At 72.4% G+C, this 15449-nt stretch carries 15 protein-coding genes; 3 read left to right on the top strand and 12 right to left on the bottom strand.

What is annotated here, in order from left to right:
* Nucleotides 1-38 precede the first annotated feature (38 nt).
* Genes QWJ13_RS13970 through QWJ13_RS13935 form a run of 8 tightly spaced genes read right to left on the bottom strand, consistent with a single transcriptional unit; the run spans nucleotide 39 to nucleotide 8418 of the window.
* Nucleotides 39-1370 carry a methylaspartate mutase gene (locus QWJ13_RS13970; protein ID WP_316524358.1) on the bottom strand — a complete coding sequence of 444 codons (1332 nt, stop codon included), beginning with the start codon at nucleotides 1368-1370 and terminating at the stop codon, nucleotides 39-41.
* On the bottom strand, nucleotides 1367-1873 hold the full coding sequence (locus QWJ13_RS13965) for a cobalamin B12-binding domain-containing protein (RefSeq protein WP_316524355.1): 507 nt from the start codon (nucleotides 1871-1873) through the stop codon (nucleotides 1367-1369). The genes QWJ13_RS13970 and QWJ13_RS13965 overlap by 4 nt, the downstream gene beginning before the upstream one ends.
* The gene (locus QWJ13_RS13960) at nucleotides 1873-3111 is read right to left on the bottom strand and encodes a type III PLP-dependent enzyme domain-containing protein (protein ID WP_316524353.1); all 1239 of its coding nucleotides are present in this window, start codon (nucleotides 3109-3111) and stop codon (nucleotides 1873-1875) included. The genes QWJ13_RS13965 and QWJ13_RS13960 overlap by 1 nt, the downstream gene beginning before the upstream one ends.
* Nucleotides 3108-4640: an AMP-binding protein gene (locus QWJ13_RS13955; protein WP_316524351.1), complete on the bottom strand. Its 1533-nt coding sequence runs from the start codon at nucleotides 4638-4640 to the stop codon at nucleotides 3108-3110. Before QWJ13_RS13955 ends, QWJ13_RS13960 begins: the two co-directional genes overlap by 4 nt.
* Before the next feature lie 30 nt (nucleotides 4641-4670).
* Nucleotides 4671-6197, bottom strand: coding sequence for an AMP-binding protein (locus tag QWJ13_RS13950; RefSeq protein ID WP_316524349.1), 1527 nt, complete (start codon nucleotides 6195-6197; stop codon nucleotides 4671-4673).
* Nucleotides 6198-6228: 31 nt separating this feature from the next.
* Nucleotides 6229-6492, bottom strand: a complete 264-nt coding sequence (locus QWJ13_RS13945; RefSeq protein ID WP_432277501.1) for a phosphopantetheine-binding protein — start codon at nucleotides 6490-6492, stop codon at nucleotides 6229-6231.
* Between the two features lie 49 nt (nucleotides 6493-6541).
* Nucleotides 6542-7459 (bottom strand): ACP S-malonyltransferase, encoded by a 918-nt coding sequence (locus tag QWJ13_RS13940; RefSeq protein ID WP_316525162.1) that lies wholly within the window; start codon nucleotides 7457-7459, stop codon nucleotides 6542-6544.
* 17 nt (nucleotides 7460-7476) lie between these two features.
* Complete coding sequence (locus QWJ13_RS13935) at nucleotides 7477-8418, bottom strand: proline iminopeptidase-family hydrolase (protein WP_316524347.1); 942 nt, start codon at nucleotides 8416-8418, stop codon at nucleotides 7477-7479.
* Nucleotides 8419-8725: 307 nt separating this feature from the next.
* Between QWJ13_RS13935 and QWJ13_RS13930 the strand changes: the two genes are divergently transcribed.
* The 3 genes from QWJ13_RS13930 to QWJ13_RS13920 are packed head-to-tail and all read left to right on the top strand — an operon-like array spanning nucleotide 8726 to nucleotide 11443.
* A complete protein-coding gene (locus QWJ13_RS13930) occupies nucleotides 8726-9955 on the top strand; it encodes a cytochrome P450 (RefSeq protein ID WP_316524345.1) in 1230 nt (409 codons plus the stop codon).
* Nucleotides 9956-10002: 47 nt separating this feature from the next.
* On the top strand, nucleotides 10003-11223 hold the full coding sequence (locus tag QWJ13_RS13925; RefSeq protein ID WP_316524343.1) for a cytochrome P450: 1221 nt from the start codon (nucleotides 10003-10005) through the stop codon (nucleotides 11221-11223).
* Between the two features lie 28 nt (nucleotides 11224-11251).
* Nucleotides 11252-11443 carry a ferredoxin gene (locus QWJ13_RS13920; protein WP_316524341.1) on the top strand — a complete coding sequence of 64 codons (192 nt, stop codon included), beginning with the start codon at nucleotides 11252-11254 and terminating at the stop codon, nucleotides 11441-11443.
* Between the two features lie 71 nt (nucleotides 11444-11514).
* Here QWJ13_RS13920 and QWJ13_RS13915 read toward each other — a convergent pair whose 3' ends face one another.
* From QWJ13_RS13915 to QWJ13_RS13900, 4 genes are all read right to left on the bottom strand, one after another.
* Complete coding sequence (locus tag QWJ13_RS13915) at nucleotides 11515-12228, bottom strand: VIT1/CCC1 transporter family protein (RefSeq protein WP_316524339.1); 714 nt, start codon at nucleotides 12226-12228, stop codon at nucleotides 11515-11517.
* A gap of 116 nt (nucleotides 12229-12344) precedes the next feature.
* Nucleotides 12345-13112: a GntR family transcriptional regulator gene (locus tag QWJ13_RS13910; protein ID WP_316524337.1), complete on the bottom strand. Its 768-nt coding sequence runs from the start codon at nucleotides 13110-13112 to the stop codon at nucleotides 12345-12347.
* A gap of 127 nt (nucleotides 13113-13239) precedes the next feature.
* Entirely contained in the window at nucleotides 13240-14028 is a 789-nt protein-coding gene (locus QWJ13_RS13905) for a sulfite exporter TauE/SafE family protein (RefSeq protein ID WP_316524335.1), read from the bottom strand.
* Nucleotides 14025-15449 (bottom strand): MBL fold metallo-hydrolase, encoded by a 1425-nt coding sequence (locus QWJ13_RS13900; protein ID WP_316524333.1) that lies wholly within the window; start codon nucleotides 15447-15449, stop codon nucleotides 14025-14027. Before QWJ13_RS13900 ends, QWJ13_RS13905 begins: the two co-directional genes overlap by 4 nt.

The following is a 15449-nucleotide window of genomic DNA, read 5'->3' as shown; positions in this document are numbered from 1 at the left end:
GGCCGGGCCCGGCCGCGTCTCGCCCCCGTCACACCGGCTCAGCCGGCACCGCCGGCGAGCGCGTGGCCCGGCCCGGCGGCAATCGCCTCGTCGTCGAACTTCCAGCGGATGTAGGACAGCGACCCGAGCAGCTCGCTGGAGGTCACGGTGTGGGACTCGCCGGCCTCCACCACCCCGGCCAGCGGCAGCCGGCCGATGTTCGCCCAGCGCAGCCGCCCCTCCCCGTCCAGGTAGCTGCGGGTGCGCCCCTGGTTGTCGGGGTGCAGGCAGTAGGGGATGTCCAGGTACCCGCGCTGGAAGGCCAGCAGCATCGCCCGCCCGACGTCCGGGTCCAGGTTCAGCACCGCGGAGACCATCGCCGCGGCCTCCGCGTAGACCTGCGAGTCGCCGCCGTCGTCGGCGACCCGTTCGGTGCGGGCCGCGCGCGCGGCCGCGTGCTCCAGCGCGCTGACGTTCTCCGCGACCGTGGGGATCCGCACCGACTCGGCGACCGTCTTCACGATCAGCCGCTCCGAGCCGGTCGAGGCGGCCAGCTCGGCCGCGTCGCCGAGCAGCGCCAGCGCCCCGTGCGGCGTGGTGGGGTAGACGCCCATGTAGGCGTAGATGACGACGTGCCAGTCGGTGTCCGGCAGCAGCTCGGCGCAGAGCCGGCGCAGCGCGAACACGGCCTCCACGTCCTGGCCCTTGTGGGTCTGCTGGGCGTAGCTGGCCGAGATCGAGCGCAGCCCGTGCTGGTGGAAGAACAGCGCTTCGAGCGCGCTGATCGCCACCAGCTGGCTGGGCGGGCAGAGTTGGCCGAGCATGCAGCCGCCGAAGGTCTCCAGGTGCGGCTCCCGGCCGATCTCGCGCAGTCGGCTGAACAGGTCGCTGGAGCGCGACCAGTTCTCCACCGACTGGCTCAGCGGGATGCGCCCGTACGGGAGGCAGTAGGAGATCGGGCCGCCTTCCGAGGCGTCCAGCCCGACCCGCATCAGCGCCCGGAAGATGTCCAGCGGCGCGGCCGAGCCGTGCCGGACCTGGACCGGGAAGTCCGGGCCGTAGATGCCGTCCAGCACCCGCCGGGTGGTCTCCAGGTCGTGGCTGACGATCGGGTAGCCGTTGAGCGATACGCCTTCCAGCAGGGCGAGTTCGGCGGACTCCAGGTCGTTGACCCGGGTGTAGCTGTCCAGGGTGACGGTACCGACCGTACGGCCGCCGGCGCCCTTGGTGGCCAGCAGTCCGGCCCGCATCACCTCCGGGTCGCTCATCCCCATCCGGGGCTGCACCACGAGTTCGCCGGCCTGGCTCGCCCGACGGACGAACCCGCCGAAGCTGCCGTACCCGGCGAGCTCGCCGAAGCCGCGGAGCCCGCCGACCTCGCCCCCGCTCACGTCAGCACCCGCTGCGGGAGCGAGTCGAGCAGCCGCCGGAAGGAGGCGATGCCCTCCGCGCCGTCGTCGAAGACGGCGTCGTAGCCGGCCGAGACCAGCTCGGCCAGCTGCTCGGCGCTCTGGGCGCCCGCGATGCCCAGCTTGCCGCCGATGACGGCCGGCATGGAGCCCAGCTCGGCCTGCTCGCGCACCTTGCCGATCATCCGGATGCCGTCCTGGTAGCCGTGCCCGTTGACGCTGCTGACCACCAGCAGCGCCGGGCGGCGGGCCAGGCTCTCGCTCACCAGCAGGTCGGTGGGCACGCAGGGGCCCAGGTTGACCACGTCGAACCCCAGCTCCTCCAGCAGCAGCTGGAGGAAGACCAGGTTCCAGGTGTGCGAGTCGGAGGTGCCGCCCGCGACGATCACCGTCGCGTCCCGCCGGGGGACGGCGGGCTGGTTCGGCGCCGCCACCACGGGCAGGTTCGACGCGCTGGGCTCGCTCTGCTCGACGGGCGGCGTCATCACAGCTCCTGGCCGTGCTGGTAGGCGCGGACGTGCTCGATCCGCGACACCGAGACCAACTCCTCGCCGCGGACCAGGATCTCGGTCGGCGCCGGGCGTCCGAGGAACATCAGCAGGCTGGCCGTCGGGCCGTAGGCGCCGGCGTTGGGGATGCTCACCACGTCGCCGGGCGCCAGCGCGGGCAGCTCGATGTCGCGGCCGAGCACGTCGCCCGGGGTGCAGAGCGGGCCGACCAGGCTGGCGATCTGCTCCAGCGGGATGCCCTCGTCCTCCAGGCGCACCGAGACCGGCATGATCCGGCCCAGCCCCGACATGCCGCCGAAGATGTTGATCCCGCCGTCCAGGATCACGAAGCGCCGGCCGCGGCTCTCCTTGAGGTTGACCACGCCGACCATCAGGGTGCCGCTGTCGCCGATCAGGTAGCGCCCGGACTCGACGGCGAACTTCACCTCGCCGGTGCGCCAGCCCGGGAACCACTCGTCCAGCGAACCGGCCATCGCCTCACGGAGGTTGCCGTACACCGGCCGCTCGCCGCGGACCGCGTACGGCACCGAGAAGCCGCCGCCGATGTCGACGAAGCGAAAGCGCGTGCCCAGCTCCTCCTGGACCCGGGCGGCCACCTCGATGGTGTGCTGGAACTCCCCGATCAGGCTCGCCTCGTCCTTGGCGTTGCTGAGCGGGAAGAAGTGCGCGCCCGCCACGTCCGTGCCCGGCACGTCGAAGAGCTGGTCGCGCAGCTCGGGCAGCGTCTCGCTGTCGAAGCCGAACTGGGAGGGCACCCCGGTCATCCGGATGCTCGACGTGGCGCTGGCGCTGGCGCTGTTGACCCGCAGCAGGCAGGTGGCGACGACGCCGAGGCGGCTGGCGACCAGGCCGACGTTGCGCAGGTCGCCCAGCGACTCGACCGAGAACAGCCGCACCCCGGCGCCCAGCGCCTCGGTCAGCTCCTCCTCGGTCTTGCCGGGGCCGGTGTAGAGGATCTCGCTGCCCTCGAAGCCCGCGCTCAGCACCGCGGCGAGTTCGCCGGTGGAGCTGATCTCGGCCCGGCAGCGCCGGCCCTCGCCGGCGCGCATCTCGCGCAGCAGCTCGGGGTGCGGGTTCGCCTTCGCCGCGTAGAAGAGTTCGACCTGCTCGGGCAGCGCGGCGAACAGGTCGCGGCGGGCGGCCGCGATGCGGTCCAGGTCGTAGACGTACGACGGAGTACCGAAGCGCTTGGCGAGCTCGGCGTAGCCGGTCACGAGGTGGCCCCTTCGAAGAGTTGAGCGAGCTTCTGGCGATCGTGCTTGCCGTGCAGGGTGAGCGGCAGTTCGTCGACCACCCGGCACAGGCCCGGCACCTTGGCCGGCTCCAGGCGCAGCGAGAGCTCCCGCAGCACGGTGTGCGGCGCCAGGTCGCCCACCACGCAGACCGCGAGGTCGCGGTCCTCGGTCGGCGGCAGCGTCGCGGCGGCCTGGACACCGGGGATGTCCATCGCGGCCGCCTCGATCTCGATCGTGCTCATCCGCACGCCCTTGCGCTTGAACATGTCGTCCCGGCGGCCCTCGTAGTAGAGGAACCCGTCCTCGTCCACGCTGCCGAAGTCGCCGGTGTGCAGGCGCCGTTGCCCGCTGGCCGGGTCGGTCCGGAAGGCCTTGGCGGTGAGCTCGGGCGCCCGCCAGTAGCCGGGCATCACGTGCGGGCCCTCGACCACGATCTCGCCGGCCACGCCGGTGGGCACCTCGACGCCGTCCTCGTCGAGGATCAGCACCCGGGTGCCGGGCAGCGGACGGCCCACCGAGGTGGGCTTCATGTCCTCGAACGCGGGCGGCAGCACCGAGATCCGCTTGCACTCGGTCTGGCCGAACTGGCGGATCACCTCGGCGCCGGGGAAGGCGGTGCGCAGCGCGTCCACCGTGGTCTTGGGCAGGGCGGCGCCCGTGTTGGTGAACATCCGCACCCTGGACTCGCCGCCCGGGTCCCGGTCGGCGAGCGAGCAGATCATCGCCGCCAGCGAGGGCACGATCGGCACCACGGTCGCGCCGCTCTCGCGGATGCGCCGCAGCAGCACCAGGTCCGAGTCGGTGTCGGCGAGCACCAGTTCGGAGCGGCCGAGCGCGGCGAGCAGGATCTTGTAGAGCCCGTAGTCCCAGGAGATCGGGAACCGGCAGAACACCACGTCGTCGGGGCGGTAGCCGAGTTCCTGGTTGATCGCCCGGGAGGCGAAGACCATCTGGCGGTGCGGGCAGATGACGCCCTTGGGGGCGGCGGTGCTGCCGGAGGTGTAGACCAGGACGGCGACGTCGTCGGCGTCGACCCGCCGCGCCTCGGCGGCCCGGGCGCCGGCCGCGTGCAGCGCCGTCACCTCGGGCCAGAACTCGCCGGAGCCCAGCACCTCGACCGGCGAGAGCTCGGCGATGCGCTCCACCGCGGTGTCGGCGACGATCACCAGCCGGGGTTCGGCGTTGCCGAGCACCGAACGCAGGTGGTAGTCCTTCATGCCCGGGTTCAGCGGCACCAGGACGGCGCCGCGCCGGGCGGTGCCGTAGAACAGCGCCACCAGGGCCCGGTTGCTGGGCAGTTGGACCAGCACCCGGTCGCCGGGGCGCACCCCGCGCGCCTCCAGCCACGCGTCGACCGCGTGGCTGTGCTCGGCGAGCTCCCGGTAGGTCCAGCGCCCGTCCCGGTCGCTGACCGCGACGGCATCGGGCGCGGCGTCCGCCGTCGCCTCGTCGAGCACCCCGTGCACCAGCACGGCCGGCTCGGCCTGCGGTATCGCGTCACCACTCACGGCGTGTGTCCGTCCTCTCCATTGTGAGCCTCACTCGGATGTCGTCGCGGCCTGGAGTGCGAGCTGCTTGCGGTCGATCTTCCGGTTCGAGTTCAGCGGGAACTCGGCCAAGTGCCGGTAGCGCTTGGGGACGATCGCCACCGGCAGCACCTTGCGCAGCTCGCGGGCGAGCTGGGCCACCGGCACTTCCTCGCCGGTGTAGAAGACCGCCAGCTCCACCGAGCCGCCCGCCGGCACCGCCACGGTGACCGCGTCCTGCACGCCGGGGCAGTCGCGCACCGCGGCGTCCACCTCGGCCAGCTCCACCCTGACGCCGAGCACCTGCACCTGGGCGTCGCCCCGGCCCAGGTAGAGCAGCTCGCCGCCGTCCGCCCGGCGCACCCGGTCCCCGGTGCGGTAGAAGCGCAGGCCATCGCGGTCGAAGAACCGCCCCACGTCGTCGCCCGCGTCGAGGTATCCGGCGGTCAACTGCGGCCCGGCGATGCACAGTTCGCCCTCGATGGCGCTCTCGTCGCCGTCGGCGTCGAGCAGCAGCGCCCGGTGTCCGCCGTGCACCGAGCCGATCGGCACCATGCCGTTGAGCGCGTCCTCGCCGGCCCAGCGGTGGACGGCGACGGTGATGGTCAGCTCGGTCGGCCCGTAGAGGTTCTCCAGCGTGGACTGCGGCGCCGCCGCCAGCCAGTCGCCCGCGTCCTGGCAGCTCAACGCCTCGCCGGCGAAGAAGCTCCAGCGCAGCGAAGGCATCGTGGCGGGCCCCAGGCCCCCCATCCGCCGCACCAGCGCGATCGCGCTGGGGGTGGAGAACCAGACGCTCACCCCGTTGTCGGCGATGAACCTCGGCATGTCCCGGTAGGCCTGCGGCGGCGCGACGACCAGCGTGCCGCCGGAGCCCCAGGCGCAGAACAGGTCGAACATCGCGCAGTCGAAGTTGAGGTCGAAGTTCTGCGAGAAGACGTCCTCGGGACCGAAGTCGTACCGCTCGTCGAGCAGGCCGAAGTAGTGGTGGGTGTTCGCGTGGGTGACCGGGACGCCCTTGGGCCGGCCGGTCGAGCCCGAGGTGAACAGGACGTACGCGGTGTCCTCGCCGCGCACCGCCACCGGCTCGGCGAGGGCGCTGCCCTCCGCCACCGGCACGGCCGGCTGCGGCTGGCCGCCCGGGGCGAACAGCACCGGCAGGTCGACGCCCTCCTCCCGCAGCCCGGTCAGCGCCGCGAGCGAGTCGTCGTCGGCGATGATCGCGCCGACTCCGGCCGCCTCGATCATCTGGCGGGTGCGGGCGGCGGGGAAGGCCGGCTGGAGCGGGACCATGGTGATCCCGGTGTACAGCCCGGCCAGGATCGACGCGTACGCCGAGGGGCCCTTGCCCGCCAGGACGCCGATCGCCGCAGGCCGCGACGGCAGGTGGGCCAGCAGCGACCCGGCCAGCAGCAGCGCGCGCTCGTGCAGCTCCTGGTAGGTCAGGCTGGTCCCGCCCGCCCGCACCGCCGGGCGGTCCGCCGACTTGGCGAGTCCGCGCAGGAAGCGCCCGGCCAGCGCGAGGTCCACGGTGTCATCCATCGTGGTGGCCCTTTCGTGTCCCCTCGTTCCGTCAGGCCTGGACGCCGGGCAGCAGGCCCGACACGGTCTTCCAGAGCACGGCGGGGGTCTCGAAGGTCTCCAGGGTCAGCGCGTCGTCCAGGAAGCGGATGTCGTAGGCGGCCTCCAGCCGGCCCAGCAGCTCGATGGTGCCGAGCGAGTCCAGGCCGAACTCACGCAGCGGGGTGTCCTCCGCCAGCGCCTCGCCCGGGGGGAGGAAGGGCAGGAAGCCGCGCAGGGTCTCTTCGAACGTCTCGTCCCACATGGTGAACTCCATCAGTGTCGTTGTTCGTCGGGTGCGGCGCGGGTGGCCCGCGCCGCGGCGCTCAGCCGAGGGCGGACCGGCGCCTGGGGGTCATCGCCAGCCGGGGGTTGGCCGGCAGCACCTCGAAGTTCGCGGTGGTGCACGAGACCCGGCCGAACAGGCTGTCCGGGCCGGCCACGCAGACCCGCTCGACGCCGAACTCCTTGAGCCCGGCCAGCGCGTCCGGCCAGCGCAGCGGGCGGGTGATGCTGTCCAGCAGCATCGTGCGCACCTGCTCGGCCGTGGTGAGCAGCGCGCCGTCCTGGTCGGCCACCACCGGCAGCTTGGGGTCGGTGAAGCTCAGGGTGGACAGCACCTCGCGCTCGACCTCCTCCCGCAGCCCGCCGAAGGCGCCCGAGTGCAGCGGCGGGCGCATGGTGTAGAGCGGCATCCCGCCGATCGAGCGCAGCCGCTGCTGCATCCACTCCACCCGGGACTCCCGCAGCGAGAGCATGAAGAAGCCCTCGTCGATGTAGCAGGAGATGTCGTGCCACTCGCCCTGCGCGTCCAGCTCGGCGAGGATCTCGGCGAGCTTCTCCTCGGGGGTGCGGACGAAGGAGAGCACCACGACGTCGGTGTGCTCCCGGCTGAAGTAGTCGTCCATCAGGCGGGCGAGTTCGGCGGTCATCCGCACCGCCTCGGCCACCGGCAGCGCCCGGGAGAAGGCGACGGCCGCCTTCTCGCCGAAGCTGGCGCCCAGCACGGCCTCGGCCTCGACGCCGAGCACGGAGCGCGCCCATTCGGCGCTGGCCAGGCAGTTCACCAGGAAGGCCACCTGGGCGGCCTCGGAGTAGTCGCCGTCGGCCTCGCGGAAGGCGTCCACCAGGGAGTAGCCGAGGACCTCGTCGGCGACCGAGACCAGCTCCCGGGCGAAGCGGTTGGCGACCATGAACCGGCCGACGTCCTCGAAGGAGGCCGGGCCCATGCCGGGGAAGACCATCGCGGTCCGCTTCGTCGTCACTGGGCCTCCTCCGCCACCGGCTGGGCCGACCAGGTCGGGTTGGCCAGCTCGTCCAGGAAGCCCACCATGACCTCGGTGAAGCGCTCGGACTCCTCCAGGTGCGGGCAGTGGCTGGAGTTCTCGAAGATCTCCCAGCGCACGGTGGGGATGCGGTCGAAGTACGGCTGCATCGTCACCGGGGTCGCCTCGTCGTACTTGCCGCTGATCAGCAGCGTCGGCGTGCGGATCAGGTCCAGCTCGTCGATGATCGACCAGTCCTTGAGGGTGCCGATCACATGGAACTCGTTGGGCCCGTTCATCGTGTAGTACACGGTCGGGTCGTTGTAGATCTCCATGAAGGAGGAGAGGAAGTCCCGCGGCCAGGGCAGGATCCGGCACACGTGGCGGTCGTAGAAGACCCGCATGGCGGCCAGGTACTCGGGCGACTCGAAGGTCTCAGCGGCCTCGTGGCGCAGCAGGGTCTCCTGGACGTCCGGCGGCAGCTGGGCGCGCAGCACGGCCATCTCGCTGAGCCACAGCGGGTAGGAGGCGGGCGAGTTGGCGACAACCAGGCCGCGCAGTCCGGCCGGCCGGGTCATCGCGTGCTTGGCGGCGAGCAGGCCGCCCCAGGACTGGCCGAACAGCACATAGTTGTCGGCGATGCCCAACTCTTCGAGCAGGTTGGACAGTTCGGCCGCGAAGAGGTCGACCTTCCAGAAGTCCGGCCCCTTGTTGGGCAGATGCGTCGAGCCGCCGTTGCCGAGCTGGTCGTAGTGCACCACCGGCCAGCCCTGGTCCGCGAGTTCGGTCAGCTGGAGCAGGTAGTCGTGGGTGCTGCCGGGGCCGCCGTGGACCACCACCACGGCCGGTTTGTCCGCTTGGAGATCGCCGGTGACCCGGTACCAGGTCCGGTACTCCCCGAACGGGACGGTTCCCTTAGCGCTCGGCTCCAGGGGCACGGTAACCACCTTTGTCGACAGACGTGTTCGGGGTGCACGGGATCGTGATCCGGTCCCGACGCTAACGCGCCCCGACGGCCCGGCTGGACCCCTAGCGGCCCCTAGGTCGGGCCCGGCCGCGATAGGGGTACGGGGGGCAGTGGCGCAGGCCACAGTGGCCAGGGGGCGCCTTGCGGGTCTTGGCGCACCCGGCAGGGATCCGCACCACACCCCCTAGGGGTCGGCAGGGGGTGTGGTGCGGCGATCGGGGCGCCTAACGTGCGAGCAGCGTTCGAATGAGTTCGTTCGAGTAGTGCGAGAGGGCACCATGACCCAGACTGCCGACCAGGACCGTACGGCCACTCAGCCGCCGGCCTTCCCGATGCCGCGTTCCTGCCCCTTCAGCCCGCCGGCGCAGTACGCCGAGCTCCGAGAGAAGGAGCCGGTCTCCCGGGCGGTCCTCAAGGTCAACGGCAAGCCCACCTGGCTGGTCAGCACCTACGAGGGCATGAAGAAGGTGCTCGGCGACTCCCGGGTGAGCGCCAACCTCAAGCTGCCCGGCTACCCGCTCCAGGTGCCGGTGCCGGACGAGATGCTCCAGGCCGTCCCGCTCACCTTCCTCTCCATGGACCAGCCCGAGCACACCGTGCAGCGGCGCCTGCTGGCCCCGGAGTTCAGCCTGCGCCAGATGCGCGCCCTGCGGCCGCGGATCCAGCAGATCGTGGACGCCCAGATCGACACGATGCTCGCCAAGGGCGGCCCGCAGGACCTGGTGGCCTCGCTCGCGCTGCCGGTGCCCTCCCTGGTGATCTGCGAACTGCTCGGCGTCCCGTACGAGGACCACCCGCGCTTCGAGCACTGGGCCGGCCAGATCATGAACCAGGACATCAGCGACGCCGAGCGCGGCCTGGCCCACTACGAACTCGACCAGTACGTCGACCAGTTGGTCACCATCAAGGAGACCACCCCGGGCGACGACATGATCAGCCGGCTGATCGCGGCCAACCGCGCCGAGCCCTCCGTCGAGCACGCCGACATCGTGAGCATGGCCCGGCTGATGCTGGTCACCGGCCACGAGACCACCGCCAACATGATCGCGCTGGGCACCCTGGCCCTGCTGGAGCACCCCGACCAGCTGGACGCGATCAAGGCCGACGCGGGCCTGCTGCCCAAGGCCGTCGAGGAGCTGCTGCGCTTCTTCAGCATCTCCGACGCCGGCACCGCCCGGGTCGCGCTGGAGGACATCGAGGTCGAGGGCGTCGTCATCAAGGCGGGCGAGGGCATCCTGCCGCTCAACAACTCCGCCAACCACGACGAGAGCGTCTTCCCCGACGCGGACACCCTCGACATCCGGCGCGAGTCCCGCAGCCACCTCGCCTTCGGCTACGGCATCCACCAGTGCATCGGCCAGAACCTGGCCCGGATCGAGCTGGAGATCGTCTACGAGACCCTGTTCCGCCGCATCCCCGGCCTGAAGCTCGAAGTGCCGATGTCCGAGCTGAAGTTCAAGGACGACGCGATCGTCTACGGCATGTACGAGCTGCCCGTCACCTGGTGACCCAGGGCCCGTCCGACCAGTCTCGAACCCGACTCCGAGAGGGCACCATGACCCAGGACCACCTGGCCTCCGACCTGCCGAACTTCCCGATGACCCGCGCCTGTCCGTTCAGCCCGCCGGAGCAGTACGCCAAGCTCCGCGAGACCGAGCCGCTCTCCCAGGCGGTCCTCAAGGTCACCGGGAAGCCCGCCTGGCTGGTCACCACCCACGAGCACGTCAGGTCGGTGCTCGGCGACTCCCGGGTGAGCTCCAACCTCAAGCTCCCCGGCTACCCGCACCAGTTCCACATCCCCGAGGAGATGCTGCGCGAGGTCCGCCTCATGCTGCTCTCGATGGACCCGCCGGAGCACACCGCCCAGCGCCGCTACCTGATCCCCGAGTTCACCGCCCGCCGGATGCGCGCGCTGCGCCCCCGGATCCAGGAGATCGTGGACGCCCGGATCGACGCGATGCTCGCCAAGGGCGGACCGGTCGACCTGGTCTCCTCGCTCGCGCTGGCGGTGCCCTCGCTGGTGATCTGCGAGCTGCTCGGTGTCCCGTACGAGGACCACCCGCAGTTCGAGGAGTGGTCGGCGCTGATGATGAACCACGACATCAGCCCGGAGGAGTACGGCGCCGCGGTCATGGGCCTGGACATGTACCTGGACAAGCTGGTCACCGCCAAGGGGGCCGAGCCCGGCGACGACCTGATCAGCCGGTTCATCGAGAAGAACCGCGAAGAGCCGATCGCGGACCACACGGACATCGTCACCATGGCCCGGCTGATGCTGGTCGGCGGGCACGAGACCACCGCCAACATGATCTCGCTCGGCGTCCTGGGCCTGCTGGAGCACCCGGAGCAGCTCGACGCGATCAAGGCCGACCCGGAGCTGCTGCCCGGCGCGGTGGAGGAGCTGCTGCGCTTCTTCAGCATCTCCGACTCCGGCACCGCCCGGGTCGCGGTGGAGGACATCGAGCTCGACGGCGTCGTGATCAAGGCGGGCGAGGGCATCCTCGCCCTCAACAACTCCGCCAACCACGACGAGAGCGTCTTCCCGGACGCCGACACCCTGGACATCCGCCGCGAGGAGGCCCGCAGCCACCTCGCCTTCGGCTACGGCATCCACCAGTGCATCGGGCAGAACCTGGCCCGGATCGAGCTGGAGATCGTCTGGGGCACCCTGTTCCGGCGCATCCCCGGCCTGAAGCTGGCCGTGCCGATGTCCGAGCTGAAGTTCAAGGACGAGGCGCTGGTCTACGGCGTCCACGAACTGCCCGTCACCTGGTAACCACCCCACCGAGCGAGGGAAACCCACCATGCGCGTCAGCATCGACCCCGACCGGTGTGTGTCGGCCGGCCAGTGCGTCATGCTCGCCCCCGCCGTCTTCGACCAGGACGAGGACGGCATCGTGACACTGCTCGACGAGGAGCCGCCCGCGGAACTGCACGCGGTGGTCCGGCAGAGCGCCTCGCTCTGCCCGGTCCGGCTCATCCAGATCGCCGAGTAGCCGCCGTACCTCCACGAAATCGCCCCGCCGGACCCCACACGTCCGGCGGGGCGCGGTGCGTTCCGGCCCTCTCACACCCCGGAGACCTGGGCGAGCTGCCCCACGGCGGCGGTGACGGCCATCGCCAGTCCGCCGCCGACGACCACCCGCAGGGTGGGCCGCAGCACTCCGGTCCCGGCCGCACGGGCGGCCAGCAGGCCCGCGACGGCCAGGCCGCAGAGGGTGAGCAGCACGATCAGCCAGGCGCGGGCCGCGCTGGAGCCGCCGAGCAGGCCGAGGAAGGGCACCAGGCCGCCGACCAGGAAGCTGGCGGCTGAGGCCAGCGCCGCCTGGAGCGGCCGGGCGGCGCCCTGCTCGCTGTGGCCCAGCTCGTCCCGCAGGTGCGCCTGGAGCGGGTCGGCCGCGTGCAACGCCTCGGCGACTTGCCGGGCCAGCTCCTCGGGCACGCCGCGGTCCCGGTAGATGCCGGCCAGTTCGGCCAGCTCCGCCTCCGGCCGCTCCGCCAGCTCGCGGGCCTCCTTGGCCCGGTCGGCGTTCTCGATGTCGACCTGCGAGCTCACCGACACGTACTCGCCGGCGGCCATCGCCAGCGCGCCCGCGGACAGGCCCGCCAGGCCGCCGGTGGCGACCACCGAGGTGCTCGCACCGCTCGCGGCCAGGCCGATCATCAGACTGGCGATGGACACCAGTCCGTCGTTGGCCCCGAGCACGGCGGCGCGCAGCCAGCCCGCCCTCCCGGCGCTGTGGCTCTCGTCGTGCGGGTTGAGCAGATGGAAGAACGCCATGTCCAGGCCCCTCTCAGGAGCTCACCCATCGATTCTGGGCCACCCTCCGCCGGAGCGCGAGCGTTCGGACGCCAGGGGGTCCGGACATCGGGCGCCAGGGGCCCGGACCTCGGGCGTCAGGGGGTCTGGACCGGGGCGCCCAGCCGGTAGTCCTGGCCGGTGAAGGCGGCGGCGACGGCGAAGCGGTCCGCCCGCACCAGGGTCTGCCGCCACTCGATCGCCCGCCCGTCGGTGTCGTGGCCGAGCCGGTCGATGGCGAGCAGCGCGGTGGTCTCGGGGCAGTCCAGCAGGATCCGCTCGCCCCGGCCGGGCACCACGGCGCGGATGCGCTCCCAACCGCCGCTGATCCGGCGGCCGCAGTGGCGTTCGAGCTCGTCGTAGAGCGAGGTGTGGGTGAAGTCGACGTCCAGCAGCGGACGGGCCACGTCCGCGGGCAGCCAGATCCGGTCGACGGCCAGCGGCTCCTCGTCCGCCAGCCGGACGCGTTCGAGGTAGACCAGCGGCGTGGACTCCTCCAGCCCCAGCCGGGCGGCGATGACGCCGTCGGCGCGCCGGTCGAGCGCGCGCACCACGCTGCGCTGCACGGCGCCGACCTCCTCGACGGCCCGGAACAGGCTGTACGCCTCGCCGACGTCCTGCTCCAGCGGGCGGCTCGCGGTGAACCGCGAGGCCCGGCCGCGCTGGGCGGTGACCAACCCCTCCTCGCGCAGCTTGCGCAGCGCCTCGCGGACGGTGTGCCGGCTGACCCGGTACTCGGCGACGAGGTCGAGCTCGCCGGGGAAGACGTCGCGGAACTCGCCCTCGTCGAGCCGGCGCAGCAGGTCGGCGCGCAGCTGCGCCCAGAGCGGACTGCCCGCGGATCGGATGAGGGGCCTGGAGGTCACGGCGCCGTCCTGGGGATCAGGGGTCGAATGGGTGGTGCGGGACACCTGGTGAATGGTCGTACCTCCGGGGGGATTGCACAAAATCGGACGCCCGCCGCTGGGGCGGGCGCCCGAGAGGTGGCTGCTGTCAGATCAGCACGCCGACCAGCATGAAGGCGGCCACCGCGAGCAGCAGGACGGCGAAGGCCCGTTGCAGCGCGGCGCCGGAGAGCTTGGCCGCCAGCCGTTTGCCGTCCCAGGCGCCGAGGACGGCCGCGCCCACGAACGGCAGGAAGACCGCCGGATCGAGGGAGATGCCCGCGACGCCCAGCCGGGTGACCAGCGAGACCACCGAGTTGATCAGGACGACGACCAGGCTGGTGGCGACGGCCCGGCGCATCGGCAGCTTGAGGACCGACACCAGCGCGGGCACCGCGAGGAAGCCGCCGCCGACGCCGAGCAGCCCGGTCACCGCCCCGAGCCCGGCACCGGCCGCGACCGTGCCCAGCGGTCCGCCCCGCCCGGCGGCCGGACCGGACGGAGCGGCCTCGCCGCCCTCCTCGGCCCGCCCCCGCCGCGCCGCGCCGCGCAGCATCGCCGCGGCGGCCAGCGCCGCCAGGACGGCGAACGCGCTGGTCAGCACCGGCTGCGGGATGCGGTGGGCGAGCACGGACGCCCCGATGGCGGGGAGCACCCCGGCCGCGGCGAACAGCGCGCCGGTCCGCCACCGGATGGTGCCGGTGCCGGCGTGCCGGGCGAGCGCGGTGGCGGTGGTGGCGGTGACGATGACCAGGCTGGTGGTCCCGGCCTCGGCGGGCGACAGGCCCAGCAGGTAGACCAGGGCCGGGACGGCGAGGACTCCCCCGCCGCCGCCGAGCCCGCCGAGCGCCACCCCGACCACGGCTCCGCAGAGCAGAGCGGTGATCAGGACGCTCACGGCGTGACGCCGTCCGGGGCCTGGTCGGCGGGCCGGACGACCTCACCGTTCCAGGCGGCGAAGCCGCCGCGCAGGTCGATGGCCTCGAAGCCGCGGGCCCGCAGCACGGAGGCGGCCACCGAGGAGCGGTTGCCGCCCGCGCAGATCACGGTCAGCGGCCGCTCGGTCGGCAACTCACCCAGGCGGGCGAGCAGTTCGGGCAGCGGGAGGAGCCGGGCGCCGGGCAGGGTGCCCTTCTCCTGGATCTCGCCCGGGAGTCGGACGTCCAGCAGCTCGAAGTCCCGCTCGGCCGAAGCGAGTTGTTCGGCGAGCGGGTCGGCGTCCACCCGCCCGGCGGTGGCCAGGTGGGCGGCGTCGACCGCCTCCACCGGGGCGTCCAGGGCGCCCAGGACCCGGTCGAAGCCGATCCGGGCCAGCCGGGTGCGGGCCTCGACGGCATCGTCCGGGTCGCCGCACAGGATGGTGGCGTCCTGGGCGTCGAGCACCTGGCCGGCGAGTTCGGCGAAGCGCCCGCCGAGCGGGATGTTGACCGCGCCGTGCAGATGGGCGGCGGCGAACGCCTCCGGGTCCCGGGTGTCCAGCACGGTGGCGCCGCCGGCCCTGGCCTCCAGGAAGGCCTCCGGGGTGAGCGCCGGAACGGGGGTGTCCTCGTCCAGGACCGGACGGGCCTGGCGGTTGCGCACCGAGGTGAACGCGAAGTAGGCGGGCACGGCGGGCTGGCCGGCGGTCACCACGGCGACGAACTCGTCCTCGGTCATCTCGGCCAGCGCGTAGTTGCCGCGGCGCTGGTTGCCGATCGAGCAGCTCAGCTCGCTGGAGAGGTTCTTGCCGCAGGCCGAGCCGGCCCCGTGCGCCGGGTAGACCCGGGTGTCGTCGGGCAGGGCGAGCAGGGCGCGGGTGGAGTGGTAGAGCAGCCGGGCCATCTCCTCGGCGGAGCGGCCGCGCGAGCTCAGCAGGTCGGGGCGGCCGACGTCGCCGATGAACAGGGTGTCGCCGGTGAGCACGCCGAACGGGACGGTGTCACCGGCGTGTTCGCGCACGATGACGCAGATCGACTCCGGGGTGTGGCCCGGGGTGTGCACGATCTCCAGGTCGACCTCACCGAGGCCGAGGTGCTCGCCGTCGCCCAGCGGGTCGGTGTCGAAGTCGAGCGCGGCGGCGGAGCCGTAGGAGATCCGCGCGCCGGTGCGCTCGGCCAGCTCCAGGTGGCCGGAGAGGAAGTCCGCGTGGATGTGGGTCTCGATGACCCGCTCGATGGTCAGACCGTGCTGTTCGGCGGTGGCTATGTACTCCTGGACGTCGCGCTGGGGGTCGACCACGACGGCCCGGCCGGTGGTGCGGTCACCGACGAGGTACGAGGCGTGGGAGAGGCAGTCGAGGTAGAACTGCACGAAGACCAGGGGGCCGGCAGGCGTCGTCAT

The organism is Kitasatospora brasiliensis (assembly GCF_032654805.1).
Taxonomy (GTDB): Bacteria; Actinomycetota; Actinomycetes; order Streptomycetales; family Streptomycetaceae; genus Kitasatospora; species Kitasatospora brasiliensis.
The sequence above is the reverse complement of the archived record's forward strand: the minus strand, read 5'-3'. Positions and strand labels throughout refer to the sequence as shown.